Below are 21613 nucleotides of genomic sequence, written 5' to 3' on the forward strand. Positions count from 1 at the left end.
TCACCGGCCTGACCGTGAAGAAGCTGTACCAGGGCCAGCGCTAATCCACCTCTAGAGAACGCCAGAGCTGCTCATGATCGAGATTCCGTCCGACCTCAACCCGGACCTCGTCCCCCTCGCGTTCCTGCTCGGCACGTGGGAGGGCGCGGGCGTCTCCGACTTCCCCGGCGCGGAGAAGTGCAACTTCGGCCAGTCCGTCACCTTCAGCCACGACGGCCGGGACTTCCTGGAGTACCAGTCGCACTCCTGGGTCCTGGACGAAGGGGGCAACAAGGTCCGTCCGCTGGAGAGCGAGAGCGGCTACTGGCGGATCGACAAGGACCGCAAGGTCGAGGTCGTCATGGTCCGTGACCAGGGCATCGTCGAGATCTGGTACGGCGAGCTCGCCGACCAGAAGCCGCAGATCGACCTGGCGACGGACGCCGTCGCCCGCACGGCGGCCTCGGGCCCGTACAGCGGTGGCAAGCGTCTGTACGGCTACGTCAAGAGCGACCTGATGTGGGTGGGCGAGAAGGCGACCCCGGAGGTCCCGCTGCGCCCGTACATGTCGGCGCACCTGAAGAAGGTCGTCACGCCGGAGGAGGTCGCGGAGATGGCCCGCAACCTGCCCGACATGCCGGACGACGGCATCGCCTTCTTCCGTTAGACGAAGGCCTGGGGTCGCGCGCCGCGCCCTCCTACACTGGGGGGCGTGGTGAGCACCGACTGGAAGAGCGATCTGCGGCAGCGCGGCTACCGGCTGACGCCGCAGCGCCAGCTTGTCCTGGAGGCCGTCGACGCGCTGGAGCACGCGACGCCCGACGACATCCTCTGCGAGGTCCGCAGGACGGCCTCCGGGGTGAACATCTCCACCGTGTACCGGACCCTGGAGCTCCTGGAGGAGCTCGGGCTCGTCAGCCACGCGCACCTGGGGCACGGCGCCCCGACGTACCACCTCGCCGACCGGCACCACCACCTCCACCTGGTCTGCCGGGACTGCTCCGGGGTGATCGAGGCGGACGTCGAGGTGGCCGCCGACTTCACCGGGAAGCTCCGCGAGACCTTCGGCTTCGAGACGGACATGAAGCACTTCGCGATCTTCGGGCGGTGCGGGGACTGCGCCGCGAGGAAGCGCGAGGAGGCCCCGGAGACGGGGGAGGCCCCGGCGGGCGAATAGCCCCCGGCCCGTGCGCCAGGCTGCTTCCCGTCCGGGCCCCGCCCCGGACGGCGGGCCGCTTCCCGTCCGGCCCCGGCCCGTGCGCCGGGTGGGCCCTGGACACGGAGTCGTAGGCTTTCCCCATGCAGCGACATTCCACGACCAGCCCCCTGCTGTCCCTGCCCGGCGCCGTCGCCGCCGAAGGGCGTGACGAGGGCGTCGCCGCGCACTACGGCGACCTGTTCCGCGAGCAGCGCGTCCTCTCCGACGGCGAGGGCTTCGTCGACCTCTCGCACCGCGGCGTCGTCGCCGTCTCCGGCGACGACCGGCTGAGCTGGCTGCACCTGCTGCTCACCCAGTACATGACCGACCTGTCGCCCGGGCGGGCCACCGAGGCGCTGGTCCTCTCCGCGAACGGGCACATCGAGCACGCCCTCTACCTCGTCGACGACGGCGAGACGGTGTGGGCGCACGTCGAGCCGGGCACGCAGGGCGAGCTGATCGCCTACCTGGAGTCGATGAAGTTCTTCTACCGGGTGGAGGTCGCCGACCGCACGGAGGACACCGCGGTCGTCCACCTCCCGGCCGGCTCCATCGCCGAGGTGCCCGAAGGGGCCGTCGTACGGGAGACCCCGCACGGCCGCGACCTGTTCCTGCCCCGCGCCGGACTGGAGTCCTTCGCGGCCTCGCACGGTCCGGCCGCCGGGATCCTCGCGTACGAGGCGCTGCGGGTCGAGGCGTACCGGCCGCGGCTCGGCTTCGAGACCGACCACCGGACCATCCCGCACGAGATCGGCCTCATCGGCAGCGCCGTCCACCTCCAGAAGGGCTGCTACCGGGGGCAGGAGACCGTCGCCCGGGTGCAGAACCTGGGCAAGCCGCCGCGCCGCCTGGTCTTCCTGCACCTGGACGGCAGCGAGGTGTTCCTGCCGGGCCACGGCACCCCGGTCCGGCTCGCGTCCGACGGCGAGGAGGGGCGCCAGCTCGGCTTCGTGACCACCGCCGTCCGCCACCACGAGCTGGGCCCGATCGCCCTCGCCCTGGTGAAGCGAAACGTTCCGGTGGACGCCCCGCTGATCGCCGGGACGACCGCGGCGGCGCAGGAGACCGTCGTCGAGCCGTAGGGGCCCTCAGACCTCGACGATCACCGTGAACGGGCCGTGGTTCGTGAGCGAGACGCGCATGTCCGCTCCGAAGCGGCCCGTCTCCACGCGCGCGCCCAGCTCGCGCAGCCGGCGCACGACCTCGTCCACGAGGGGCTCGGCGACCGGGCCGGGCGCCGCCGCGTTCCAGGTGGGGCGGCGGCCCTTGCGGGCGTCTCCGTAGAGGGTGAACTGGGAGATCACGAGCAGCGGCGCGTTCACGTCGGAGCACGACTTCTCGTCGTCCAGCACCCGGACGGACCAGAGCTTTCCGGCCAATCGGGCGGCCTTCTCCGGGGTGTCGTCATGGGTCACCCCGACCAGGACGCACAGCCCCTCGCCCTCGATCTCACCGACGGTCTCCCCTGCGACGACGACGCGCGCGCCGTCGACCCTCTGCACCACTGCTCGCATGCGCACCAACCTACCCACCCGAACCCGGGAGGGGCCGAACGGGTGCAGAGCGCCTGCACGTGCACGGGTGGGAGTGGCACCATGCCTGTCAGGCGGTGCGGCTCCGCACCGGTCGAGGGGACGAAACTCATGAGTGCACCTGGCACCGGGCCCACGCCGCCCGGTTCCGTACCGCTGACGAGGGCCGGCGGTCCCTCCGTGACGCGGCCGCCCGCGCAGCGGACCTCCGAGCCCGCCCTGCCGGACCGGGCGCAGCCGGACCTCGGCACGCTGAGACTGCCCGAGCTGCGCGCGCTGCGCCGGGACGCCCAGAGCGACGAGGCCGACCTGAGCTACGTGCGGCGGATGCTCCAGGGCCGGATCGACATCCTGCGGGCGGAGCTGGCGCGCCGGACCGACCCGGAGGCGCCGGTCCTCGACCGGCTCTCGGAGATCCTCGCCGACGTGCCCTCGCGGCACCGCAGTTCGGCCCGGCACGTGACGCTGTCGACGCCGCGCGGGGAGGAGTACCGGCGGCTCGCGGCCGAGATGCTGTCCGAGGTCGAGCTGTCGGACCTGACGGCCCGTACGGACGACGAACTGCACGCGGGGATGGGGCGGCTCGCGGGGTACGAGCAGCAGATCTCCCGGCGCCGGCAGCAGCTCCAGCGGACGGCCGACGACTGCGGCGCGGAGATCGCCCGCCGGTACCGGGAGGGCGAGGCGCAGGTCGACGACCTGCTGGCCTGAGGCCTTCCGGGGCGCCGCCGGACCGCCTTCCGGACCGTCTTCCGGACCGTCTTCCGGACCGTCTTCCGGGCCGTCTCCGGGGCGCCTTCCGAACCGCCTTCCGGGCCGTCTTCCGGGCCGTCTCCGAGGCGCCCGAAAACCCGGTGCGGGCCCGCCGGGGGCCTGCGTAGGGTCGGGGGATGACTGTCGACGTACGCGCGGTGACGGAGTCCGAGTTCCCCGACTGGCTGCGGGGCCTGCGCACCGGTTTCCTCCGTCCGCCCGTGGTGCCGGACGGGGACGTGGCCGACCGGCTGCCGCACGTGGACCTGGCGCGGACCCTCGGGGCGTTCGACCGGGACCGGATCGTCGCCACCTTCCGCTCGTTCCGGCAGGAGGTCAGCACGGTCGGCGGGGGGAGTCTCCCCGCCGACGCGATCACCCAGGTGACGGTCTCGCCGACGCACCGGCGCCAGGGCCTGCTGAGCCGCATGATGGCCGCCGACCTGGCCGCCGCGAAGGAGCGGGGCGACGCGCTCGCGACCCTGATCGCCGCCGAGTACCCGATCTACGGCCGCTTCGGCTTCGGCCCGGCGAGCTGGACCACCGACTGGAGCGTGGACCTGCGGCGGACCGGGCTCGACCCGCGCCGCTCGGGCCGCCCCGAGGACGGCGGCCGCGTCGACCTGTCCGACGGCGACGAGATCCGCAAGATCGGACCCGGCCTGCACCGCCGGCTCGCCGGGGTCCGGGCCGGGGTCACCGACCGGACCGAGCGCACCTGGGCGCAGGGCACCGGCCTCGGCTTCCAGATCGACCCGTGGACGGAGCCGTACTACGCGGTGTACCGGTCGGAGTCCGGCGAGCCCGAGGGGTTCGTGTCGTACCGCACCGACGACAAGTGGGACGACGCCAAGCAGCCGGTGAACACCGCGACCGTGCGGGACATGGTCGCCGTCACCCCGGCCGCCGAGCGCGCCCTGTGGCTCTACCTCTGCTCGCTCGACTGGGTGACCACCGTCCGCTCCGGCTACCGCGCGCCCGACGACCCGCTGCCGGACCTCCTGCCGGACCCGCGCGCGGCCAGGACGGTGACCCACGCGGACATGCTGTGGGTCCGGGCCCTGGACGTGCCCCGGCTCCTGGAGGGCCGCGCGTATCCGGTGGCGGACGGCCTCGTCCTGGACGTGCGGGACGCGGACGGCCTCGCGGGCGGGCGCTACCGCCTCGACGCCTCGCCGCAGGGCGCCGCCTGCGTCCGTACGGACGCGTCCGCCGACCTCGTCCTCGACGTCGCGGAGCTGGGGACGCTGCCGTTCGGCGACCGGTCGGCGGTACGGCTGGCCCGGCTCGGGCGCGTCGAGGAGGCGACGCCCGGTGCGGCGGCCCGTGCCGACCTGCTGTTCCGCACCCCGCTGCGCCCGTTCTCGCCCGACATCTTCTGAACCGCTCCCGGGGGCGTCGGCGGGTACGGAGACGTCAGCGGGTACGGAGGCGGAAGAGGAAGCCGGAGGCGGCGAGCGCCAGGACCAGCAGGGCCGCGCACCAGCCCAGCGCGATCCACGGCGCGTCGCCGGCCGGCCGGTCGAGCAGCAGGCCGCGCATCGACTCGACGAGCGGGGTCACCGGCTGGTGCTCGGCGAAGCCGTGCAGCCAGCTCGGCATGGTCTCGATCGGGACGAACGCGCTGCTCGGGTACGGCAGGAACATCATGAGGAAGGTGACGGCCCCGGCCGCCTCCGCCGTCCTGGTGACGAGTCCGAGCGCCGCCGACAGCCAGGAGACGGCGGTGATCCAGGCGAGCAGCAGCCCGATCGCCGCGAACCAGCCGGCCGCGGTCCCGGCCGGGCGGAAGCCGATGGCGAAGGCCACGCCGAAGACGAGGGTGGTGGAGAGCGCGTTGCGGGCGACCGTGGCGGCGACGTGCCCGGCGAGGAACGGCGTGCCGCCGATGTCGAGGGTGCGGAAGCGGTCGACGACCCCGAGCCGCATGTCCTCGCTGACGCCGACGGCGGTGCTCGCCGAGCCGAACCCGGCGCACAGGACGAGGACGCCGGGGACGACGTAGGTCACGTACCGGGTGCCGGTGTCGATGGCTCCGCCGAAGAAGTAGACGAAGACCAGCATCAGCATGACCGGCAGCATCATCGAGGTGATGACGGCGTCGAGGTTGCGGCGGCTGATCCGGATGCCTCGGCCGGCGAGGACGCTCGCGGCGGAGAGGGCGTCAGACACGGCTGGTCTCCTTGTCGTTCGCGGGAAGGGGGGCGGTGTCGGTGAGGGCGAGGAAGACGTCGTCGAGCGTGGCCGTGTGGAGGGCGAAGCGGGCGATGTCCCGGCGCTCCGGGTCGAGCAGGTCGAGCAGGTCGCAGACGTGGGCGGCGCTGCCGTCGGTGGGGACGCCGAGGGTGAGGGTCTCGGGGGCGGTGGTGACGGGGGCGGCGGCGGACGTGAGCCGCAGGTAGCCCTCCCGGTCCCGGGCGACGAGGTCGAGCCGGTGTCCGGCGTAGCGCGACTTGAGTTCGGCGGGGGTGCCCGTGGCGAGGGTGCGGCCCTTGCCGAGGACGGTGATCCGGTCGGCGAGCCGGTCGGCCTCCTCCAGGTACTGGGTGGTGAGGAAGACCGTCGCGCCGGCTGCGGAGAGTTCGCGGACCGCGTCCCACAGCTCCTGGCGGCTGCGCGGGTCGAGGCCGGTGGTGGGCTCGTCGAGGAACATCACCCGGGTGGTGCCGGGGTCGCGGACGAGCCCCGCGGCGAGGTCGAGGCGGCGGCGCATGCCGCCCGAGTACGTCCTGGTGAGGCGGTCGCCGGCGTCCACGAGGCGGAAGCGTTCGAGGAGTTCGGCGGCGCGGCGGGCGGCGGCGGGCCGGGAGAGCCCGGAGAGCCGGGCGACGGTCCGCAGGTTCTCGGCGCCGGTCTGGGTCTCGTCGACGGCGGCGAACTGGCCGGTGAGACTGATCGCGCGGCGGACCGGGGAGCGCTCGGCGACGACGTCGTGCCCCGCCACGCGCGCGTGGCCGGCGTCGGGTGCGGTGAGGGTGGCGAGGATCCGGACGGTGGTGGTCTTCCCGGCGCCGTTGGGGCCGAGCAGGGCGAAGACGGACCCCTCGGCGACCCGCAGGTCGAGGGCGTCGAGGACGCGGACGGAGCCGTGGCTCTTGGACAGGCCGGTGGCTTCGACGGCCGTGGGCATGGGCGTGCTCCCTGGGCTCGTGGAGGGCACGGCGGAACACCGCGCCGGTACTGCGTATGCCTTACGCGTTACTGTGTAAGGGTTACGCATTACTAGGATGGCCGTCAAGCGTGCGGGACCCTGCGGGCGGCGGGCGCGGTACGGGCCGTGCATGCCGTACGGGCCGTGCGCGCCATGCGAGTGGCGCGGGCCGTGCATGCCGTACGGCTCGTGCGGGCCGTGCGGGCCGTACGACTGGTGCGGGCCGTGCGCGTCCTGCGGGACGGGGCGTACGAGGTGCGGAGGCGGAGGGTCATGGCGGACGGCGCGAGCGGTCGGGGCGACGGGCGGGCGGGAGCCGGGGCGGGCGGCCCGGCGGGCGGCGGTCCGGTGGGCGGCGGGTCCTTCCTGCCGCCCGCGATCGAGGCGGCCTGGGGAGTGCGGGAGCGGCCCTCCAAGGGGCCCAGGCCCGGTCTGACCCTGGACCGGATCGTCGGCGCGGCCGTCTCCCTCGCCTCGGCCGAGGGGCTCGACGCCGTCTCCATGGGCCGGGTCGCCAAGGAGCTGGGCGTCTCCACCATGTCGCTCTACCGGTACGTCTCCGCCAAGAGCGAGCTGTACGTCCTCATGCAGGAGGCCGCGACCGGCGCCCCGCCCGAACTCCCCCCGCCCGGCACCGACTGGCGCGAGGCGCTGGCGGCCTGGGCCTGGGCGATGCGCGAGGTCTACCACCGCAACCTCTGGCTGCTGCGGGTCCCCGTCGCCGGGCCGCCCGCGACCCCGAACATGGTCGCCTGGTGGGAGAAGGCCCTCGCCGCCCTGGAGGGGACGGGCCTGGACGAGGGCGCCGTGCTCTCGGTGACCCTGCTCGTGGCCGGCTACGTGAAGAACGAGGCCGTCCTGACGGCCGACCTCGCCGCCGTGGTCGCCGCGAGCGACGACCCGCCGCAGGAGGTCATGGCCCGGTACGCCCGCACCCTGCGACGGCTCGCGGACCCGGAGGAGTACCCCCGGGTGACGCACATGCTCCGCTCGGGCGTCCTCGACGTCGCCGACGAACCGGAGGACGAGTTCCGCTTCGGCCTGGACCGGATCCTGGACGGGGTCGCGGTCCTGGTGGCGGGCAGGGGGGCCGCGTCGTGACGGGGCGGCCCGGCGGGGGCGCGGCCCCGGCCCCCGGCCTTCGCGAGCGCAAGAAGGCCCGCACCCGGCGGCTCCTGTCGGACACGGCGGTCGCGCTCTTCCTGGAGCGCGGGTTCGACGGGGTCTCCGTCGCGGAGGTGGCCGCCGCCGCCGAGGTCTCGAAGCCGACGCTCTTCCGGTACTTCCCCGCCAAGGAGGACCTGGTCCTCCACCGGTTCGCGGACCACCGGGACGAGCCGGCCCGTGCGGTGGAGGCGGGGCGCGCCACCGGTGCGGCCCCGCTCGACGCCCTGTACGCGCACCTGCTCGACGGCCTGGAGCGGCGCGATCCGGTCACCGGGCTCTGTGACGCGCCCGAGGTGCTGGCGTACCACCGCCTCCTCTACGGCACCCCGGCGCTGCTCGCCCGCCTCCACGCGTACCAGGCCGGCGCGGAGGCGGCCCTCGCGGGCGCGCTCGGCGGCGACCCCCTGGTGGCGCGGCTCGCCGCAGGACAGGTCGTGGCCGTGCTCCGGATCCTCGCGGACCGGAACGTCGGCCGGATCGCGGGTGGCGAGACGGCGGACGCGGTGGCGGCGGACGCGGTGGCGGAGGCGGGGAGGGCGTTCGGGACGCTGCGGGAGGGGCTTCCGTACGGAGCGCCCGCATGACCAGGTAAAAAATGTAACTCGGTAACGTTTTCCGTTAGGCTCGTCGGAATGACGTCACAGGACACCTCCGCGCACCCGGAATCCGAGCTCGCCCGCGAGCGCTCCCACCACGACGCCTGCCGCGCCGCCCTGGCCCGCATGACCGAGGACGCGGCCGGACAGGTCGTCACCGGCGAGGACACGGCCGCGTCCGGCGCCGACGCCGAGGCCCTCGGCCGCCATCTGCGCAGCCGGGCCAGGGAGATGGGCGAACAGCCGCCGGGGCCGCTGTTCTTCGGCCGCCTCGACCGCGAGGACGGCCAGACCCACCACATCGGCCGCCGCCGGATCGCGGAGGACCCCGCCGCCCCGCCGCTCGTCGTCGACTGGCGCGCCCCCGTCTCCCGCGCCTACTACCAGGCCGGCGCCCACGACCCGCAGGGCGTCCTGCGCCGCCGCCGCTTCGGCTGGGCCCCGAACGGCCCCGGTGCCTCGGAGGACCTGACGGCCCTGGAGGACGAACACCTGACGGACGGTGGGGGAGGGGCGGCCGGGACCCTGCTCGCCCGGGAGATCGAGCGGCCCCGGACCGGCCCCATGCGGGACATCGCCGCCACCATCCAGCCCGAGCAGGACGACCTCGTGCGCTCCGACCCGGCCGCCTCCCTGTGCGTGCAGGGCGCGCCCGGCACCGGCAAGACCGCCGTGGGCCTGCACCGGGCCGCGTACCTGCTCTACACCCATCCGCAGCGGATCCGCCGTTCCGGCCTCCTCGTCCTCGGCCCGCACCGGACCTTCCTCTCGTACATCGCGCAGGTGCTGCCCGCGCTCGGCGAGACCGGGATCCGCCAGACCACCCTGGACGAGGAGATCGCCCGCCATCCGGTGCGCGCCGAGGACGGCGACGCGGCGGCCCGGGTCAAGCACGACGCCCGGATGGCGGAGGTGCTGCGCCGCGCGCTGTACGCCCGCGTCGATCCGGCCCCGGCGGACGACCTGACCGTCCCCGACGGCGCGTACCGCCTGCGCCTCCCGGCCGGCGAACTCGCGGAGATCGTCACGGCGGTACGGGACGAGGCGCCGCCCTACGCCACGGGCCGCGAGCGGGTCCGCGCCCGGGTCGTCCGGGCCCTGCGGGCCCGTGCCGAACACCGGTCGGGGCCGAAGGGCACCGCCTGGACGCGCCGGATCGAGCGGTCGCGCCCGATGACGGCGTTCCTGGACGCGTGCTGGCCGAAGGCGGTCCCGGAGGAGGTCCTCGCGGAGCTGCTCACCGATCCGGGCGGCGCGACGGAGCTGACCGCCGCCGAACGGGACGCGATCCGCCGGGAGCGGCCCCCGCGCTCGTACCGCACGGTCCGCTGGACCGCCGCCGACCTCGTCCTCCTCGACGAGCTCGCGGGCCTCGTCGAGCACCCCGGGGGCTACGGCCACGTCGTCGTGGACGAGGCCCAGGACCTCTCGCCCATGCAGTGCCGGGCCGTCGCCCGCCGCACCGCGTTCGGCTCGCTCACCGTCCTCGGGGACCTGGCCCAGGGCACCACGCCCTGGGCCGCCCGCGACTGGGGCGAGCAGCTGGCCCACCTGGGGAAGCCGGAGGCGCGGGTGGTGCCGCTGACGCTCGGCCACCGGGTCCCGGCGGCGATCGTGGACCTCGCCAACCGGCTCCTGCCGCACCTGGACGCGGACGTCCCGGCGGGCCGGTCGGCGCGCACGGACGGGGAGGTGACCGTCCACCGGGCGGCGGACCTCCTGGCCGGGACCCGCGCGGCCGTGCGGGCCGCGCTCGCGGCGGAGGGTTCGGTGGGGGTGATCACGGCCGACGGCCTCGTGGGGGCGGTGGCCGATGCGGTCTCCGGCGCGGTGGCGGAGGCGGCGTCGGAGCGGGTGACCGTGCTGACCGCCGCGCTCGCCAAGGGCCTGGAGTTCGACCACGTCGTGGTGGTCGAACCGGCCGCCGTCGCGGCCTCCGGACCGCGCGGCGCGAATCTGCTGTACGTGGCCCTCACCCGGGCCGTGTCGCGCCTGGCGCTCGTGCACGCGGAGGGGCTTCCGGAGTGCTTGCGGGAGCCGGTTCCCCCTACGGCGCGGTGAGTTCGGCTCCGGTCCGGGGCTCAGTGCGCGGCCGAGGCCTCCGTGCCGCCGGGTTCCGTAGGACGAGGGCCGCGACGGCCAGGGCCGCGAGCAGGAGGCCGGTGCCGGTGCCGAAGGCCAGGCGGTAGCCGCCGGTCAGGGCCTCGGCGGCGGGCCGGCCGGCCGTGGCGAGGGACTCGGTGCGGGCGGCGGCCAGGGTGGAGAGGACGGCGACGCCGAGGGCCATGCCGATCTGCTGGGTGGTGTTGAAGAGCCCGGAGGCCAGGCCGGCGTCCGACTCCTCGGCGCCCGACATGGCGAGCGAGGTGAGGGCGGGCAGCGCGAGGCCGAACCCGGCGGCGAGCAGCATCACGGGGAGCAGGTCGGTGGCGTACGAGGCGCGGACGGGGACGCGGGTCAGCAGGCCGAGGACGCCGACGAGCAGCACGATCCCGGTGAGCAGGACGTTCCGCTCGCCGAAGCGGGCGATGAGCCGGGCGGACGCGCCGAGCGAGACGGCTCCGATGACCAGCGCGGCGGGCAGCATCGCGAAGCCGGTTCCGGCGGCCCCGTACCCGAGGACCTTCTGCAGGTAGAGGGCGACGAGGATCTGGAAGGAGAAGAGCGCGGCGACCATCAGCATCTGGACGGCGTTCGCGCCGGCGACGCTGCGGGAGCGGAGGATCCGCAGGGGCATGAGCGGGTGCGCGGCCTTCGCCTGGCGGAGGAGGAACCCGGCCAGGAGGGCGGCGGAGAGGGCCCCGAAGCCGAGCGTGTGCGCCGAACCGGCCCCGTGCTCCCCGATCGTGACGACGGCGTAGATCCCGGCCGTGAGCCCGGAGGTCACGAGCAGCGCGCCGCTGACGTCCGCACCGGCGCGGAGGCCGGGGCCCCGGTCGGCGGGGAGGGCGCGGAGCGCGGTGAGGAGGGTGGCGACGCCGATGGGCAGGTTGATCAGGAAGATCCAGTTCCAGGCGAGGGCGTCGGTGAGGACGCCGCCCAGGACCTGCCCGAGGGAGGCGCCGGCGGCGCCGGTGAAGCTGAACACGGCGATGGCGCGGGCCCGTTCGCGCTCCTCGGTGAAGAGGGTCACGAGGATGCCGAGTCCGACGGCCGAGGACGTCGCGCTGCCGGCGCCCTGGAGGAAGCGGGCGGCGACGAGGACGCCGGGGGAGTCGGCGGCCCCCGCGAGGAGCGAGGCGGCGGTGAAGAGCGCGGTGCCCGCGAGGAACATCTTCCGGCGGCCGATCAGGTCGCCGAGGCGTCCGGCGAGCAGGAGGAGCGCGCCGAAGGCGATGAGGTAGGCGTTGACGACCCAGCTGAGGCCGGCGGGGGTGAAGCCGAGGTCGCTCTGGATGGCGGGCATCGCGACCGTGACGATGCTGCCGTCGAGGATCGTCATCAGCAGGCCGGTGGCGAGGACGCCGAGGGCGAGCCGCCGGGAGGGGGCGGGGGCGGGCGTGGACGTGCGCATGGGAGCTCTCCTGTCGTGGGGAGGCGACAGGAAAGACGCTAGCAGAAGGTTTTGTTGCAGACTATTTTTTACGGAACTAAAGCCGGGTCCCGTCGTGGTCGCTCACCCGCGCTGACGGGCCCGGCGGGCCGGCCTCGGGCTCTCGACGGGGGTCTCCAGATGACCGGTGGCCAGGCGTTCCAGGGCGCGCAGCAGCACCGCGCGCTCGTCGTCGGGGAGCGAGGAGAGGGCCTCCTCGTGCACCCGGTCGACGATCCTCTGGCTCTCCGCCGCGACCTCCGCCCCCGCCCCGGTCACGGCGATGATCCGCGCCCGCCGGTCGGTGCTCGAAGGCCGCCGCTCGGCGAGACCGGCCTTCTCCAGGGCGTCGACGGTCACCACCATCGTCGTCTTGTCCATGTCCCCGATCTCCGCGAGCCGCGCCTGCGTGCGCTCCTCCTCCAGGGCGTGGACCAGGACGCAGTGCATGCGGGCGGTGAGCCCGATCTCCCCCAGCGCGGCCGACATCCGCGTCCGCAGGACGTGGCTGGTGTGGTCGAGGAGGTAGGAGAGGTCGGGCTCGGTGCGGGCGGGGGCCATGGAGGTCATGCCGCCAGGGTAGCGAGGGTCGATCCGTCGCGGATTGTCGGAAAGGGGAGGAACGAGGGGCTCGCGGCCGCGACCGCCGTCTGTGCGCGGTTCTCGGCCGGTTCGGCGTCTCCGCCGCGACCGCCGTCTACGCCCGCCGGCCCCCCAGCCGGTTCAGCGTCTCCACCGCCACCCGGGCGCGCGCGTCGGCGTGCGGGGGCGCGGCGAGGGTGACGCCCGCGCCGGTGAGGATGCCGAGGTCCAGCTCCCAGTCGTGCCGGGAGCGGTGGTCCCAGACCTCGAAGGCGACCTCCACGTGCTCGCGCGCCCCCGCCTCGCTCATCCCGGTGACCTTCCGCAGGTGGGCGAGGGCCCGGTCCTGGAGCCCGCGCACCTGGGCGAGGCCGAAGTGCGTGACGGTGTGGCAGTCGGTGCACAGGCAGATGAGCCGCCCGAGGGTCTGGACGCGGGCGGCCTCGTCGAAGGTCCAGCGCTCGTGGGCCTCCAGCCACCGCCGGGCCGCACGGTCCTCGCCCGCCCCGCAGGCCTCGCAGCGCTGCCCGGCCCGGCGGGTGATCATCCGGCGCAGCCGTTCCCAGTCGGCCGGGGCGACACAGGACCGTACGTTGGTGAACCAGCAGGTGCGGGGCACGAGGTCGACGAACAGACCGCTGCCGAGGCTCCGGTCCTCCCCGGGCAGCAGCTCGGGCACGTCGGCGGCGGCGGTCCACCGGGCGAGCCCGGCCATCCCCGGCCGGGGCGCGTACCACCTCCTGGCCGCCGCGTCCCAGCGGGCGCCGCCGCGCTTCGCCTCGTCCTTCTCGGCGTACGGAACGTCCAGCCAGACCCGCTCGACCGCCATGCCCGTCCTCCCCGTCGGCCCCGCACCATGCTGCCACGCGCGGCTCAGCCGGTACGCCGCCGGGCGAAGCGGATCATGTTCCCGGCCGGGTCGCGGAAGGCGCAGTCGCGGACGCCGTACGGCTGGTCGAACGGCTCCTGGAGGACCTCGGCGCCGGACTCCCGGATCCGTTCGAAGGTGGCGTCGACGTCGTCGGTGGAGAAGATCACGCCGCGCAGCAGGCCCTTGGCGAGCAGCTCCGCCACGGCCTGCCGGTCGGCGGGGGAGGCGCCCGGGTCGGCGAGCGGCGGTTCGAGGACGATCTCCACGCCGGGCTGCGCGGGCGATCCGAGGGTCACCCAGCGCATGCCCTCGAAACCGATGTCGTTGCGCACGTCGAGGCCGAGGGCGTCGCGGTAGAAGGCGAGCGCCTTGTCGTGGTCGTCGACGGCGATGAAGCACTGGGAGAGGGTGATGTCCATGTCCTCGACGCTACGGCGGGGACCCGGGACTCCGCTTCTCCGATCCTGACCGTTCGGGAAGGGACCCGGCCGTCATCCGTTCCTGACGGGCCGGGTGAGGACCTTCGCGACGCACGCGGGGATCTCGGCGCCCTCCTCGTGGTCACGGGCCCGGTAGGCGCTCGGCGTCTCCCCGACCAGCTCGGTGAAGCGCGAGCTGAACGACCCGAGCGAGGTGCACCCCACCTCGAAGCAGACCTCGGTCACGCTCAGGTCGCCCCGCCGCAGCAGGGCCTTGGCCCGCTCGACGCGGCGGGTCATCAGATAGCCGTACGGCGTCTCCCCGAAGGCGGCGCGGAAGCTCCGCGCGAAGTGCCCGGTCGACATCAGGGCCACCTTCGCCAGCGCCGGGACGTCCAGCGGCGACGCGTAGTCGCGGTCCATGGTGTCGCGTGCGCGCCGCAGCCGCACCAGGTCCTCCAGGTTCACCTTTCCAGCATGGCACGGCACGGGGGCCGCGGGCCCGGCCTTTCCCGCCGCGTACGGCGCCGACGTGACCGCACAACAACGGAGCCGGCGGCGGAACCTCCCGCCCCTTCCGCTCCTCTTCCTGGACGTCGACGGCCCTCTCATCCCCTTCGGAGGGCCGTCGACGCGCTCCCCGGAGGGCTACCCGACCTACCTCCCACCCGCCGGACGGCCGGACGAGGGCATGGACCCGTTCCTCGCGCGGGTCGACCCCGGGCTCGGGCCGCGCCCGGCGGCGACGGGGTGCGAGCTGGTGTGGGCGACGACGTGGATGGACGACGCCAACGCGTACGTCGTGCCCTGGCTCGGCCTGCCGGAGCTGCCGGTGGTGTGCCGGCCGGACGAGACCGACGAGGACGTGGCCGAGCGCGCGCGCACGGGCCTCCACTGGAAGACCCGCCCCTCGTCGCCCTGGCCGCCGGCCGGCCTTTCGTCCGGGTGGGCGACGAGATCACCGGGGCCGACCGGGCCTGGGTGGCCGCCCACCACTCCGGCCGGGCCCTGCCGCACCGCGTCGACCCCCGGGACGGCCTCACGGACGCGGACTTCGGGGCCCTGGCGGAGTGGCTGGACGGCCTCGCGCGACGGGTGCGCCGCGTTTCGGCGCGGGACGACCCGGGCGAGGACCGGCAGGTGGTCGCTGCCGGTGGCGGGCAGGGCGCGGATCCGGCCGACGGCCGCCGAGCGGGCCATGACCTGGTCGATGCGGGCCACCGGGAAGGCGGCGGGGAAGCTGAGGGCGAGACCGCGCCCGGCCACGTCCATCCGCGAGGTCAGCGGGTCGAGACCGCGGTCCTCGACGGTGCCGTTGAGGTCGCCGAGCAGGATCACCGTCTCCGTCGCCTCGGCGGCGACGGCGTCCCCGAGCCGCCGGGCGCTCTCGTCGCGCCGGGAGGACGCCAGACCGCCCGCCCCGATCCGCACCGAGGGCAGGTGCGCGACGTACACCGCGACGTCGCCGCCCGGCGCGCGGGCCACGGCCCGCAGCCCGCGCTCCCAGGGCCCCGTGATCCCCCGGGGCCTGATGTCCACCGGTCGCGCCCCCGTGAGCGGATGCCTCGACCAGAGCCCGACCGTGCCGTGGACGACGTGGTACGGGTACTCCGGCGCGAGCGTCTCCTCGTAGACGGACAGCGCCGGGGGCACCAGCTCCTCCAGGGCGACGAGGTCGGGCCCGGCGGCGGCCAGCGCGCGGGCGGTGCCCGCCGGGTCGGGGTTCTCGTCGCTCACGTTGTGCTGGACGACGACCAGCCCGTACGAGCCGCTCCCCGGCCCCTCCCCGGGCAGGAGCGGCCCGCCGAACGCGTGTGCCCAGGCCGCCGCCGGCAGGAGGAGCGCCGCCAGTGCGATGCCGGAGCGGCGCAGCAGCGCGAGCCCGAGCAGCACCACGACCACCAGGCCGAGCCAGGGCAGGAAGGACGCGAGGAGGCTCCCGGGGGGACCGGGCACGGCCCGGTGGAACAGCAGCAGGCCGGCGGTCGCCACCGCGCACCCGCCGATCACCCGCCCGGGCCTCCGGGCCTTCCCCCACCGCACCGCGGCCTCCGGTGTGCACACGCCTTCGGAGCGGCCCCCCGCTCCCCGTCGTTCCGCCCCGCCGGACCGCCCGGTCCGGCGGATCGCCCTCTCCTCCGCGGGCCCGCACGAGTATAGGAACGCGAACCGGCCCGTACGCGCCCGGGTGTGGACACGGGGGTGACTTTTGCAAGCGGTCGCTTGCAATAGTTAGCACGGGCTGGCATGGTCGGAGCATGGCATCGCTCAACGTCGGCAATCTCGGTGACTACCTCCGCGAGCAGCGGAGGACCGCGCAGCTGTCGCTGCGGCAGCTCGCCGAGGCCGCCGGGGTGTCGAACCCGTACCTGAGCCAGATCGAGCGGGGGCTGCGCAAGCCCAGCGCCGAGGTGCTGCAGCAGGTCGCGAAGGCGCTGCGGATCTCCGCCGAGACGCTCTACGTACGGGCGGGGATCCTCGACGAGAAGGAGCGGGAGGAGCTGGAGACGCGCGCCGTCATCCTGGCCGATCCCTCGATCAACGAGCGGCAGAAGCAGGTGCTGCTCCAGATCTACGACTCGTTCCGCAAGGAGAACACCGCCGAGGCCGAGGCCGCGGCCGCCTCCGGGCCCGCCCCGGCGCCCGCGCCCGTGCCCGATGCCGACGAACCGCCTTCGAGCTAGTACGTACGCCACATCCGGGAGGACCACCAGCATGGCCATCATCGACGAACTGCGTACCCCCCTCTACTTCGCCGCCGGCACCGCCGACCTCGCCGTGCGGCAGGCCCGGAAGGTTCCCGGCCTGATCGAGCAGATCGCCGCCGAGGCGCCCGCGCGCATCGAGGCCGTCCGGAAGACCGACCCGAAGGTCGTGCAGGAGAAGGTGACGACCCAGGCCAAGGAGGCCCAGGCCACCGCCCGGACGAAGTTCGCCGAGGTCGTCGAGGTCCTCGACACCGACCTCAAGAAGCTCGGCGAGACCGCCCAGGATCTCGCCCTGCGCGGGGTCGGCGTCGCCGCCGAGTACGCGGTCAAGGCGCGCGAGAAGTACGAGGAGGTCGCCGCCCACGGCGAGGAGACCGTCCGCGCCTGGCGCGGCGAGGCCGCCGAGGAGATCACCGAGATCGCCATCGCCGTCGAGCCCGACCCGGAGCCGAAGGCCGCCGAGACCTCCGAGACCGTCGGAACGGTCGAGGTCACCGACGCCCCCGGGGCCGGGAAGCCGTCCGCCAGGAAGACCACCGCCCGCAAGGCGCCCGCCAAGAAGGCGCCGGTCACCGCCGAGAAGGAGTAGGGGCGGGCCCCGTACGGGTGCACGGAGCGCCGTACCGGGTACCGTGACCGTGAGGCGCTCTCTCCCATCCCACTAGGCGGTGCTCAGCATGTTGCGCGCGGGATTCGATTCCCTCCTTAACCTGGTGATGTTCCTGGTCTTCACCGGCTTCGCCGTCGCCGCGCTCGTCTTCGCCGCCATGGCGCGCGAGGACGCCTACCGTGCCGCGGACAAGCAGACGAAGAAGTTCTGGCTGATCGTCCTGGGCGTCAACCTCGTCCTGAACCTGCTCCTGCCGATGCTGTTCCTGCAGATCGCCGGAGTGATCGCCGCCATCGTCTTCATGGTGGACGTGCGCCCCGCGCTCGCGCAGGTCTCGGGCGGCGGCCGCGGCCCCCGGGGCGGCGGCTCCAGCAGCGACGGACCGTACGGCCCCTACAACGGCGGCCGGTAGCGGACCGGGAGCGACGAGCGGGCGGAGACGGGGTCCGGGGTCATCCCCGGGCCCTGTCCCTTTCCAGGGCCAGGACGGCCACGTCGTCCGTCAGTTCGCCGCCGTTCAGGGACCGGACCTCCGTCACGGCCGCCTCCAGGAGCTCCTCGCCCCGCAGGCCCCCGGCCAGCTTCCGGTTCATCATCGCGACCATCCCCTCCTGGCCGAGGCGCGGCGAACCGGGCCCGGCCGAGCGGCCCTCGATCAGCCCGTCCGTGTACATGAGCAGGCTCCACGCCGCGCCCAGCTCCACCTGCCGGCGCGGCCAGCGTGCGCGCGGCAGCAGGCCGAGGGCCGGGCCGCCGTCCTCGTACGGGAGGAGCCGCGCGGCCCGGCCCTGCCGGGCGATCAGGGGCGAGGGGTGTCCGGCCAGGCACAGGCCCGCCCGGCGTCCGTCGGGCGCGATGTCGACCGTGCAGAGGGTCGCGAAGATCTCCTCGCTCTCCCGCTCGTGCTCCAGGACCTGCTGCATCGTCGAGAGCAGCTCGTCCCCGCACAGGCCCGCGAAGGTCAGGGCCCGCCAGGCGATCCGCAGCTCGACCCCGAGTGCCGCCTCGTCCGGGCCGTGGCCGCAGACGTCGCCGATCATGGCGTGGACCGTGCCGTCGGGGGTGCGGACGACGTCGTAGAAGTCGCCGCCGAGCAGCGCGCGGGACCGGCCGGGCCGGTAGTGGGCCGCGAACCGCAGGTCGGAGCCCTCCAGGAGCGGCGTCGGGAGCAGCCCGCGCTCCAGCCGGGCGTTCTCCTGGGCCCGCAGCCGGGACTCGGCCAGCTTCACCTGCACGGCGTCGGCCCGCTTGCGCTCCACCGCGTACCGGATGGCCCGGCTGAGCAGCCGCCCGTCGAGCTCCTCGCGGAAGAGGTGGTCCTGGGCCCCGACCCGCACCGCCTCGGCGGCCAGCTCCGCGTCGGCCGAGGCGGCGAGCGCGAGGACGGCGTGGCGGGGGGCGAGGCGCAGGATGTGCCGGAGCGGGGCGAGCGGGTCGTCCCCGGCGGCGGCCCGGGGGCCGGGCAGCGAGAGGTCGACGAGGACGCAGTGGACGTCGTCGGTGAGGAGCCGCTCGGCCTCGGTGAGGTTGCGGGCGGTACGGATGCGGACCCGGGTGCCGGCGGCGTCCGCCGCGTCGAGGAGTTCGGGCACGGCGAGGGCGCCCGCCGGGTCGTCCTCGACGACCAGGAGGGTCAGATCGGTGCGGTCGGTGCCTGTGACTGTGCCTGTCATAGCGGTGGCGTCCATGGCGGTGGCGTCCGTATCGGTGGCGTCCGTATCGGTGGCGTCGCCGGGGCCCGAGGCGGCAGAGACGTTTCTCTGACGCGGTGCGGATACGGGCATCGGTCCGGTTTTCCTTCCCTCCCCCCGGAGGCGGGCGGGGCGCCGGGTGGCACTCCGCCCGTCCCGGACCATAGCGGTAGGGCGGTGCGCAGCGGAATGGTGATCAGCTGTGAGTGCGCGCGTCGCGGTTGGCATATGCCGCGGAAGGGGAGGTACTCGCCCCCGTACGGCCCGTGGGGCGGGCCCGGGGGCAATGAGAAAGGTCACGCGGGCGGGGGCGGAGGCCCCGGTGACCGGACGTTTCTCCGTCACGTCGGGGGAGGCCCCGGAGCCCTGGGGGAGGGGTGGGTCACAGGGGCAGGGGCCCCTGGTTTCCCGGTCGCGCCGACGGACCGGCCGGGCCCGTCGACCGGCCGGGCTCACCGATCGGCCGGGCTCACCGGCCGACTGGGCTTACCGGCCGACTGGGCTTACCGGCCGACTGGGCTTACCGGCCGACTGGGCTTACCGACGGTCCGGGCTTACGGACGGTCCGGGCTCACCGGTCGGCCGGGCTCACCCATCGTCCCGGCCTCACCGATCGGCCGGGCTCACCGCTCCCGCCGGGCGGACGACGCCCAGGATCTCCATCGAGCCCGCGCCCGCGAGGGTGATGTTCCGCCCCGGACGCGGCGCGTGCACCATCATCCCGTCCCCGACGTACATCCCGATGTGGCTCGCGTCCTTGAAGTAGACGATCAGGTCGCCCGGCCGCATGTCCTTGACGTCCACGCGCGGCAGCAGCCGCCACTGCTCCTGCGAGGTGCGCGGGATCCCGAGGCCGGCCGCGCTCCAGGCGCTCTGGGTCAGGCCGGAGCAGTCGAACGAGTCGGGGCCCTCGTCGCCCCAGCCGTACGGCTTGCCGATCTGGGCCGTCGCGAACGCGACCGCCTTCAGGCCCTCCGCGGTCGCCTCCGCCTTCGACCCGGCGAGGGCGCCGGCGCGGAGCCAGGTCTTCTGGGCCTCCTTCTGCGCCAGTTCCTCCAGGCGGCGCAGCCGCTCCCGCTCCTCGGCGGCGAGCTCGGACTCCAGCTTCCTGGCCGCGTCGATCTTGGCGTTGATCTCCTTCTTCGCCTTGGCCTGGCGGACGCGGTTGGCCTCCAGCCTGGTCCAGTGGTCGCTCGCCTCCTTGGCGTAGACGTCCAGCGAGGCCTGGGTGCGGGTCATCTCGGCGAGGAGGTCCTTGGTGGCCTTCGCGCCGTCCTTGATGCGTCCCGCGGCGTCGAGGAAGAGCTGCGGATCGTTGGTGAGGATGAGCTGCGCGCCTTCGGGGAGCCCGCCGTTGCGGTACTGGGAGCGGGCGGCGACGCCGGCCTTGAGCTTGAGGCCCTCGATCTTCTCGCGGCCCTCCGTGAGCATCCGGTTGACCCGGACGATCTCGGCGGACTGCTCCTTGGCCTTCTCCTCGGCGAGGTTGTACGCGTCGGTGGCGCGGGCGGCCTGCCGGTACAGGCCGTCCATCTCCGCGCGCACCTCCTCCAGGCTCCTCTTCGGCGGCGGAGGCGGCAGCGGGGCGGCGGAGGCCTGGAGGGTCAGCGCGGGGGAGGCCAGCACGGCCAGGGCGCAGATCACGGTGATCGCGGCGGCACGGCGGCGTCGGTTCACGAGCTCCCCCTACTGGTGACCCACAACTGATTTACCGTCAGTAACCCGGCGGTGGCCTGGCGATAGTGCCATGCGAAACCGGGAAGTAACAAGGGAGAGCGAGGCCCGTCGGACGTGTTCCCCCTCTAGGTGACGTGTGGGGCGGGAGAGGCGTTCCCCGCGAGGGGGGAATTCACCGGGAGTCGGGAAGAAAGGGAGGGAAGCGACCGCTCGACCGCGAAGCACCCACTCCGGCCCCCGGCCCCCCGGCCGCCGCCGCCCGGTCACCCGCGGGGCGCCAACGCCTCCCACCGCACCGTCACTTCCCCCTGGCGCCACCGCCGCGGACCGTCCGTCAGGGGCCAGTCCGCCGCCAGGTCGCGCACGGAGCGGATCCAGCGCTGGCGCGCGCCGAGCGAGGCGTACGGGGCGGCCGCGGCCCACGCCCGGTCGAAGTCCCGCAGGAAGGCGTGCACCGGCTCGCCCGGCACGTTCCGGTGGATCAGCGCCTTCGGCAGCCGTTCCGCCAGGTCCGACGGCCGGTCGAGCGAGCCGAGCCGGGTCGCGAAGGTCACCGTGCGGGGCCCGTCCGGGCCGAGCGCCACCCACACGTGCCGGCGCCCGATCTCGTCGCAGGTGCCCTCCACGAGCAGCCCGTCCGGGGCGAGCCGCCCGCACAGACGCTCCCAGACGGCCGCGACCTGCTCCTCGTCGTACTGGCGCAGCACGTTCGCCGCCCGGACCAGGGCGACCCGGCCGGGCACCGGCACCTCGAAGCCGCCGTGCACGAAGGAGAGCCCCTCGTGCTCGTACGGCCGGGCGGCCTCGACCCGGGCGGGCTCGATCTCGACGCCGTACAGCCGGGTGCGGGGGTCGGCGGTGCGCAGCCGGGCGAGCAGCTCGACGGCGGTCCAGGGGGCGGCCCCGTACCCGAGGTCGACGGCGAGGGGCGGGCCGGGGGAGCGGCGCAGGGCGGCCCCGTGGACGGCGGCGATCCAGCGGTCCATGCGGCGCAGCCGGTTGGGGTTGGTGGTCCCGCGGGTCGGGGTGCCGACGGGGCGGGTGGTGCGCGGGGCCATGCCAAGAGCGTACGGGGTACGGGGGGAGGGGCCGGGCGGCCCGGAGAGCGCGGGCACGCGGGGAGCCCGGCTCCTCCGCTCCTCCGGCT

General features: G+C 74.6%; 22 protein-coding genes and 2 pseudogenes. 12 read left to right on the plus strand and 12 right to left on the minus strand.

Annotation, left to right across the window (positions count from 1 at the left end):
* The first annotated feature begins 73 nt into the window (after positions 1-73).
* The 3 genes from ADL08_RS16180 to ADL08_RS16190 all read left to right on the plus strand — a co-directional run bounded on the left by ADL08_RS16180 (position 74) and on the right by ADL08_RS16190 (position 2259).
* Complete coding sequence (locus ADL08_RS16180; RefSeq protein WP_053643448.1) at positions 74-646, plus strand: FABP family protein; 573 nt, start codon at positions 74-76, stop codon at positions 644-646.
* 45 nt (positions 647-691) lie between these two features.
* Positions 692-1156, plus strand: coding sequence for a Fur family transcriptional regulator (locus ADL08_RS16185; protein WP_053643450.1), 465 nt, complete (start codon positions 692-694; stop codon positions 1154-1156).
* A 122-nt stretch (positions 1157-1278) separates the two neighbouring features.
* Positions 1279-2259, plus strand: a complete 981-nt coding sequence (locus ADL08_RS16190; protein WP_053643452.1) for a YgfZ/GcvT domain-containing protein — start codon at positions 1279-1281, stop codon at positions 2257-2259.
* Between the two features lie 6 nt (positions 2260-2265).
* On the opposite strand, the gene dtd is transcribed toward ADL08_RS16190, so the two are convergent.
* Entirely contained in the window at positions 2266-2691 is a 426-nt protein-coding gene (dtd, locus tag ADL08_RS16195; RefSeq protein ID WP_053643677.1) for a D-aminoacyl-tRNA deacylase, read from the minus strand.
* 129 nt (positions 2692-2820) lie between these two features.
* Here dtd and ADL08_RS16200 point away from each other — a divergent pair, with 129 nt between their 5' ends.
* The gene (locus ADL08_RS16200; RefSeq protein ID WP_053643454.1) at positions 2821-3420 is read left to right on the plus strand and encodes a hypothetical protein; all 600 of its coding nucleotides are present in this window, start codon (positions 2821-2823) and stop codon (positions 3418-3420) included.
* 179 nt (positions 3421-3599) lie between these two features.
* Positions 3600-4844, plus strand: a complete 1245-nt coding sequence (locus ADL08_RS16205) for a GNAT family N-acetyltransferase (RefSeq protein WP_053643456.1) — start codon at positions 3600-3602, stop codon at positions 4842-4844.
* A 34-nt stretch (positions 4845-4878) separates the two neighbouring features.
* On the opposite strand, the gene ADL08_RS16210 is transcribed toward ADL08_RS16205, so the two are convergent.
* Together ADL08_RS16210 and ADL08_RS16215 are read right to left on the minus strand one after the other, a co-directional pair.
* Complete coding sequence (locus tag ADL08_RS16210) at positions 4879-5634, minus strand: ABC transporter permease (RefSeq protein WP_053643458.1); 756 nt, start codon at positions 5632-5634, stop codon at positions 4879-4881.
* The gene (locus ADL08_RS16215; RefSeq protein WP_053643461.1) at positions 5627-6592 is read right to left on the minus strand and encodes an ATP-binding cassette domain-containing protein; all 966 of its coding nucleotides are present in this window, start codon (positions 6590-6592) and stop codon (positions 5627-5629) included. The genes ADL08_RS16210 and ADL08_RS16215 overlap by 8 nt, the downstream gene beginning before the upstream one ends.
* 174 nt (positions 6593-6766) lie before the next feature.
* Here ADL08_RS16215 and ADL08_RS37640 point away from each other — a divergent pair, with 174 nt between their 5' ends.
* From ADL08_RS37640 to ADL08_RS16230, 3 genes are read left to right on the plus strand one after another with little or no spacing between them, the layout of a single operon-like run.
* Positions 6767-7714 carry a TetR/AcrR family transcriptional regulator gene (locus ADL08_RS37640; protein ID WP_420709646.1) on the plus strand — a complete coding sequence of 316 codons (948 nt, stop codon included), beginning with the start codon at positions 6767-6769 and terminating at the stop codon, positions 7712-7714.
* Positions 7711-8364 carry a TetR/AcrR family transcriptional regulator gene (locus ADL08_RS37645; RefSeq protein WP_053643463.1) on the plus strand — a complete coding sequence of 218 codons (654 nt, stop codon included), beginning with the start codon at positions 7711-7713 and terminating at the stop codon, positions 8362-8364. The genes ADL08_RS37640 and ADL08_RS37645 overlap by 4 nt, the downstream gene beginning before the upstream one ends.
* Before the next feature lie 48 nt (positions 8365-8412).
* On the plus strand, positions 8413-10437 hold the full coding sequence (locus tag ADL08_RS16230) for a HelD family protein (protein WP_053643465.1): 2025 nt from the start codon (positions 8413-8415) through the stop codon (positions 10435-10437).
* Here ADL08_RS16230 and ADL08_RS16235 read toward each other — a convergent pair.
* The 5 genes from ADL08_RS16235 to ADL08_RS16255 form a co-directional block, all read right to left on the minus strand.
* Positions 10424-11890: an MFS transporter gene (locus ADL08_RS16235; RefSeq protein WP_053643467.1), complete on the minus strand. Its 1467-nt coding sequence runs from the start codon at positions 11888-11890 to the stop codon at positions 10424-10426. The two genes, ADL08_RS16230 and ADL08_RS16235, sit on opposite strands and share 14 nt — an antisense overlap.
* Before the next feature lie 102 nt (positions 11891-11992).
* Complete coding sequence (locus tag ADL08_RS16240) at positions 11993-12478, minus strand: MarR family winged helix-turn-helix transcriptional regulator (RefSeq protein ID WP_053643469.1); 486 nt, start codon at positions 12476-12478, stop codon at positions 11993-11995.
* 127 nt (positions 12479-12605) lie between these two features.
* Positions 12606-13319: a DUF5710 domain-containing protein gene (locus tag ADL08_RS16245; RefSeq protein WP_053643471.1), complete on the minus strand. Its 714-nt coding sequence runs from the start codon at positions 13317-13319 to the stop codon at positions 12606-12608.
* A 44-nt stretch (positions 13320-13363) separates the two neighbouring features.
* The gene (locus tag ADL08_RS16250; protein ID WP_053643472.1) at positions 13364-13780 is read right to left on the minus strand and encodes a VOC family protein; all 417 of its coding nucleotides are present in this window, start codon (positions 13778-13780) and stop codon (positions 13364-13366) included.
* A 72-nt stretch (positions 13781-13852) separates the two neighbouring features.
* Positions 13853-14248, minus strand: a complete 396-nt coding sequence (locus tag ADL08_RS16255) for a helix-turn-helix domain-containing protein (protein WP_053643474.1) — start codon at positions 14246-14248, stop codon at positions 13853-13855.
* A gap of 64 nt (positions 14249-14312) precedes the next feature.
* Between ADL08_RS16255 and ADL08_RS38215 the strand changes: the two are divergent.
* A pseudogene (locus ADL08_RS38215) lies at positions 14313-14857 on the plus strand (hypothetical protein); the annotation flags it as partial.
* A 42-nt stretch (positions 14858-14899) separates the two neighbouring features.
* Here ADL08_RS38215 and ADL08_RS16260 read toward each other — a convergent pair.
* A pseudogene (locus ADL08_RS16260) lies at positions 14900-15790 on the minus strand (endonuclease/exonuclease/phosphatase family protein); the annotation flags it as partial.
* Between the two features lie 248 nt (positions 15791-16038).
* Between ADL08_RS16260 and ADL08_RS16265 the strand changes: the two are divergent.
* The 3 genes from ADL08_RS16265 to ADL08_RS16275 all read left to right on the plus strand — a co-directional run bounded on the left by ADL08_RS16265 (position 16039) and on the right by ADL08_RS16275 (position 17510).
* On the plus strand, positions 16039-16464 hold the full coding sequence (locus ADL08_RS16265; protein ID WP_053643476.1) for a helix-turn-helix domain-containing protein: 426 nt from the start codon (positions 16039-16041) through the stop codon (positions 16462-16464).
* A gap of 31 nt (positions 16465-16495) precedes the next feature.
* A complete protein-coding gene (locus tag ADL08_RS16270) occupies positions 16496-17077 on the plus strand; it encodes a hypothetical protein (protein WP_053643478.1) in 582 nt (193 codons plus the stop codon).
* An 88-nt stretch (positions 17078-17165) separates the two neighbouring features.
* Entirely contained in the window at positions 17166-17510 is a 345-nt protein-coding gene (locus ADL08_RS16275; RefSeq protein WP_053643681.1) for a DUF2516 family protein, read from the plus strand.
* 40 nt (positions 17511-17550) lie between these two features.
* Here the strand turns inward: ADL08_RS16275 and ADL08_RS16280 are convergent, their stop codons facing one another.
* From ADL08_RS16280 to ADL08_RS16290, 3 genes are all read right to left on the minus strand, one after another.
* Positions 17551-18786 (minus strand): PP2C family protein-serine/threonine phosphatase, encoded by a 1236-nt coding sequence (locus tag ADL08_RS16280; protein WP_053643480.1) that lies wholly within the window; start codon positions 18784-18786, stop codon positions 17551-17553.
* Between the two features lie 609 nt (positions 18787-19395).
* Positions 19396-20466 carry a C40 family peptidase gene (locus ADL08_RS16285; protein WP_053643482.1) on the minus strand — a complete coding sequence of 357 codons (1071 nt, stop codon included), beginning with the start codon at positions 20464-20466 and terminating at the stop codon, positions 19396-19398.
* A gap of 263 nt (positions 20467-20729) precedes the next feature.
* Positions 20730-21524, minus strand: coding sequence for a methylase (locus ADL08_RS16290; RefSeq protein ID WP_053643484.1), 795 nt, complete (start codon positions 21522-21524; stop codon positions 20730-20732).
* Between the last annotated feature and the right edge of the window lie 89 nt (positions 21525-21613).

Source organism: Streptomyces sp. NRRL F-6492 (assembly GCF_001280125.1).
GTDB lineage: Bacteria > Actinomycetota > Actinomycetes > Streptomycetales > Streptomycetaceae > Streptomyces.

Coding starts and splice junctions, on each gene's coding strand:
- ADL08_RS16215 (WP_053643461.1), bottom strand. CDS start 6,592: ATGCCCACGGCCGTCGAAGCCACCGGCCTGTCCAAGAGCCACGGCTCC.
- ADL08_RS16200 (WP_053643454.1), top strand. CDS start 2,821: ATGAGTGCACCTGGCACCGGGCCCACGCCGCCCGGTTCCGTACCGCTG.
- ADL08_RS16265 (WP_053643476.1), top strand. CDS start 16,039: ATGGCATCGCTCAACGTCGGCAATCTCGGTGACTACCTCCGCGAGCAG.
- ADL08_RS16290 (WP_053643484.1), bottom strand. CDS start 21,524: ATGGCCCCGCGCACCACCCGCCCCGTCGGCACCCCGACCCGCGGGACC.
- ADL08_RS16190 (WP_053643452.1), top strand. CDS start 1,279: ATGCAGCGACATTCCACGACCAGCCCCCTGCTGTCCCTGCCCGGCGCC.
- ADL08_RS16275 (WP_053643681.1), top strand. CDS start 17,166: ATGTTGCGCGCGGGATTCGATTCCCTCCTTAACCTGGTGATGTTCCTG.
- dtd (WP_053643677.1), bottom strand. CDS start 2,691: ATGCGAGCAGTGGTGCAGAGGGTCGACGGCGCGCGCGTCGTCGTCGCA.
- ADL08_RS16270 (WP_053643478.1), top strand. CDS start 16,496: ATGGCCATCATCGACGAACTGCGTACCCCCCTCTACTTCGCCGCCGGC.
- ADL08_RS16250 (WP_053643472.1), bottom strand. CDS start 13,780: ATGGACATCACCCTCTCCCAGTGCTTCATCGCCGTCGACGACCACGAC.
- ADL08_RS16280 (WP_053643480.1), bottom strand. CDS start 18,786: ATGGACGCCACCGCTATGACAGGCACAGTCACAGGCACCGACCGCACC.
- ADL08_RS16245 (WP_053643471.1), bottom strand. CDS start 13,319: ATGGCGGTCGAGCGGGTCTGGCTGGACGTTCCGTACGCCGAGAAGGAC.
- ADL08_RS37640 (WP_420709646.1), top strand. CDS start 6,767: ATGCGAGTGGCGCGGGCCGTGCATGCCGTACGGCTCGTGCGGGCCGTG.
- ADL08_RS16230 (WP_053643465.1), top strand. CDS start 8,413: ATGACGTCACAGGACACCTCCGCGCACCCGGAATCCGAGCTCGCCCGC.
- ADL08_RS16180 (WP_053643448.1), top strand. CDS start 74: ATGATCGAGATTCCGTCCGACCTCAACCCGGACCTCGTCCCCCTCGCG.
- ADL08_RS16205 (WP_053643456.1), top strand. CDS start 3,600: ATGACTGTCGACGTACGCGCGGTGACGGAGTCCGAGTTCCCCGACTGG.
- ADL08_RS16240 (WP_053643469.1), bottom strand. CDS start 12,478: ATGACCTCCATGGCCCCCGCCCGCACCGAGCCCGACCTCTCCTACCTC.
- ADL08_RS16235 (WP_053643467.1), bottom strand. CDS start 11,890: ATGCGCACGTCCACGCCCGCCCCCGCCCCCTCCCGGCGGCTCGCCCTC.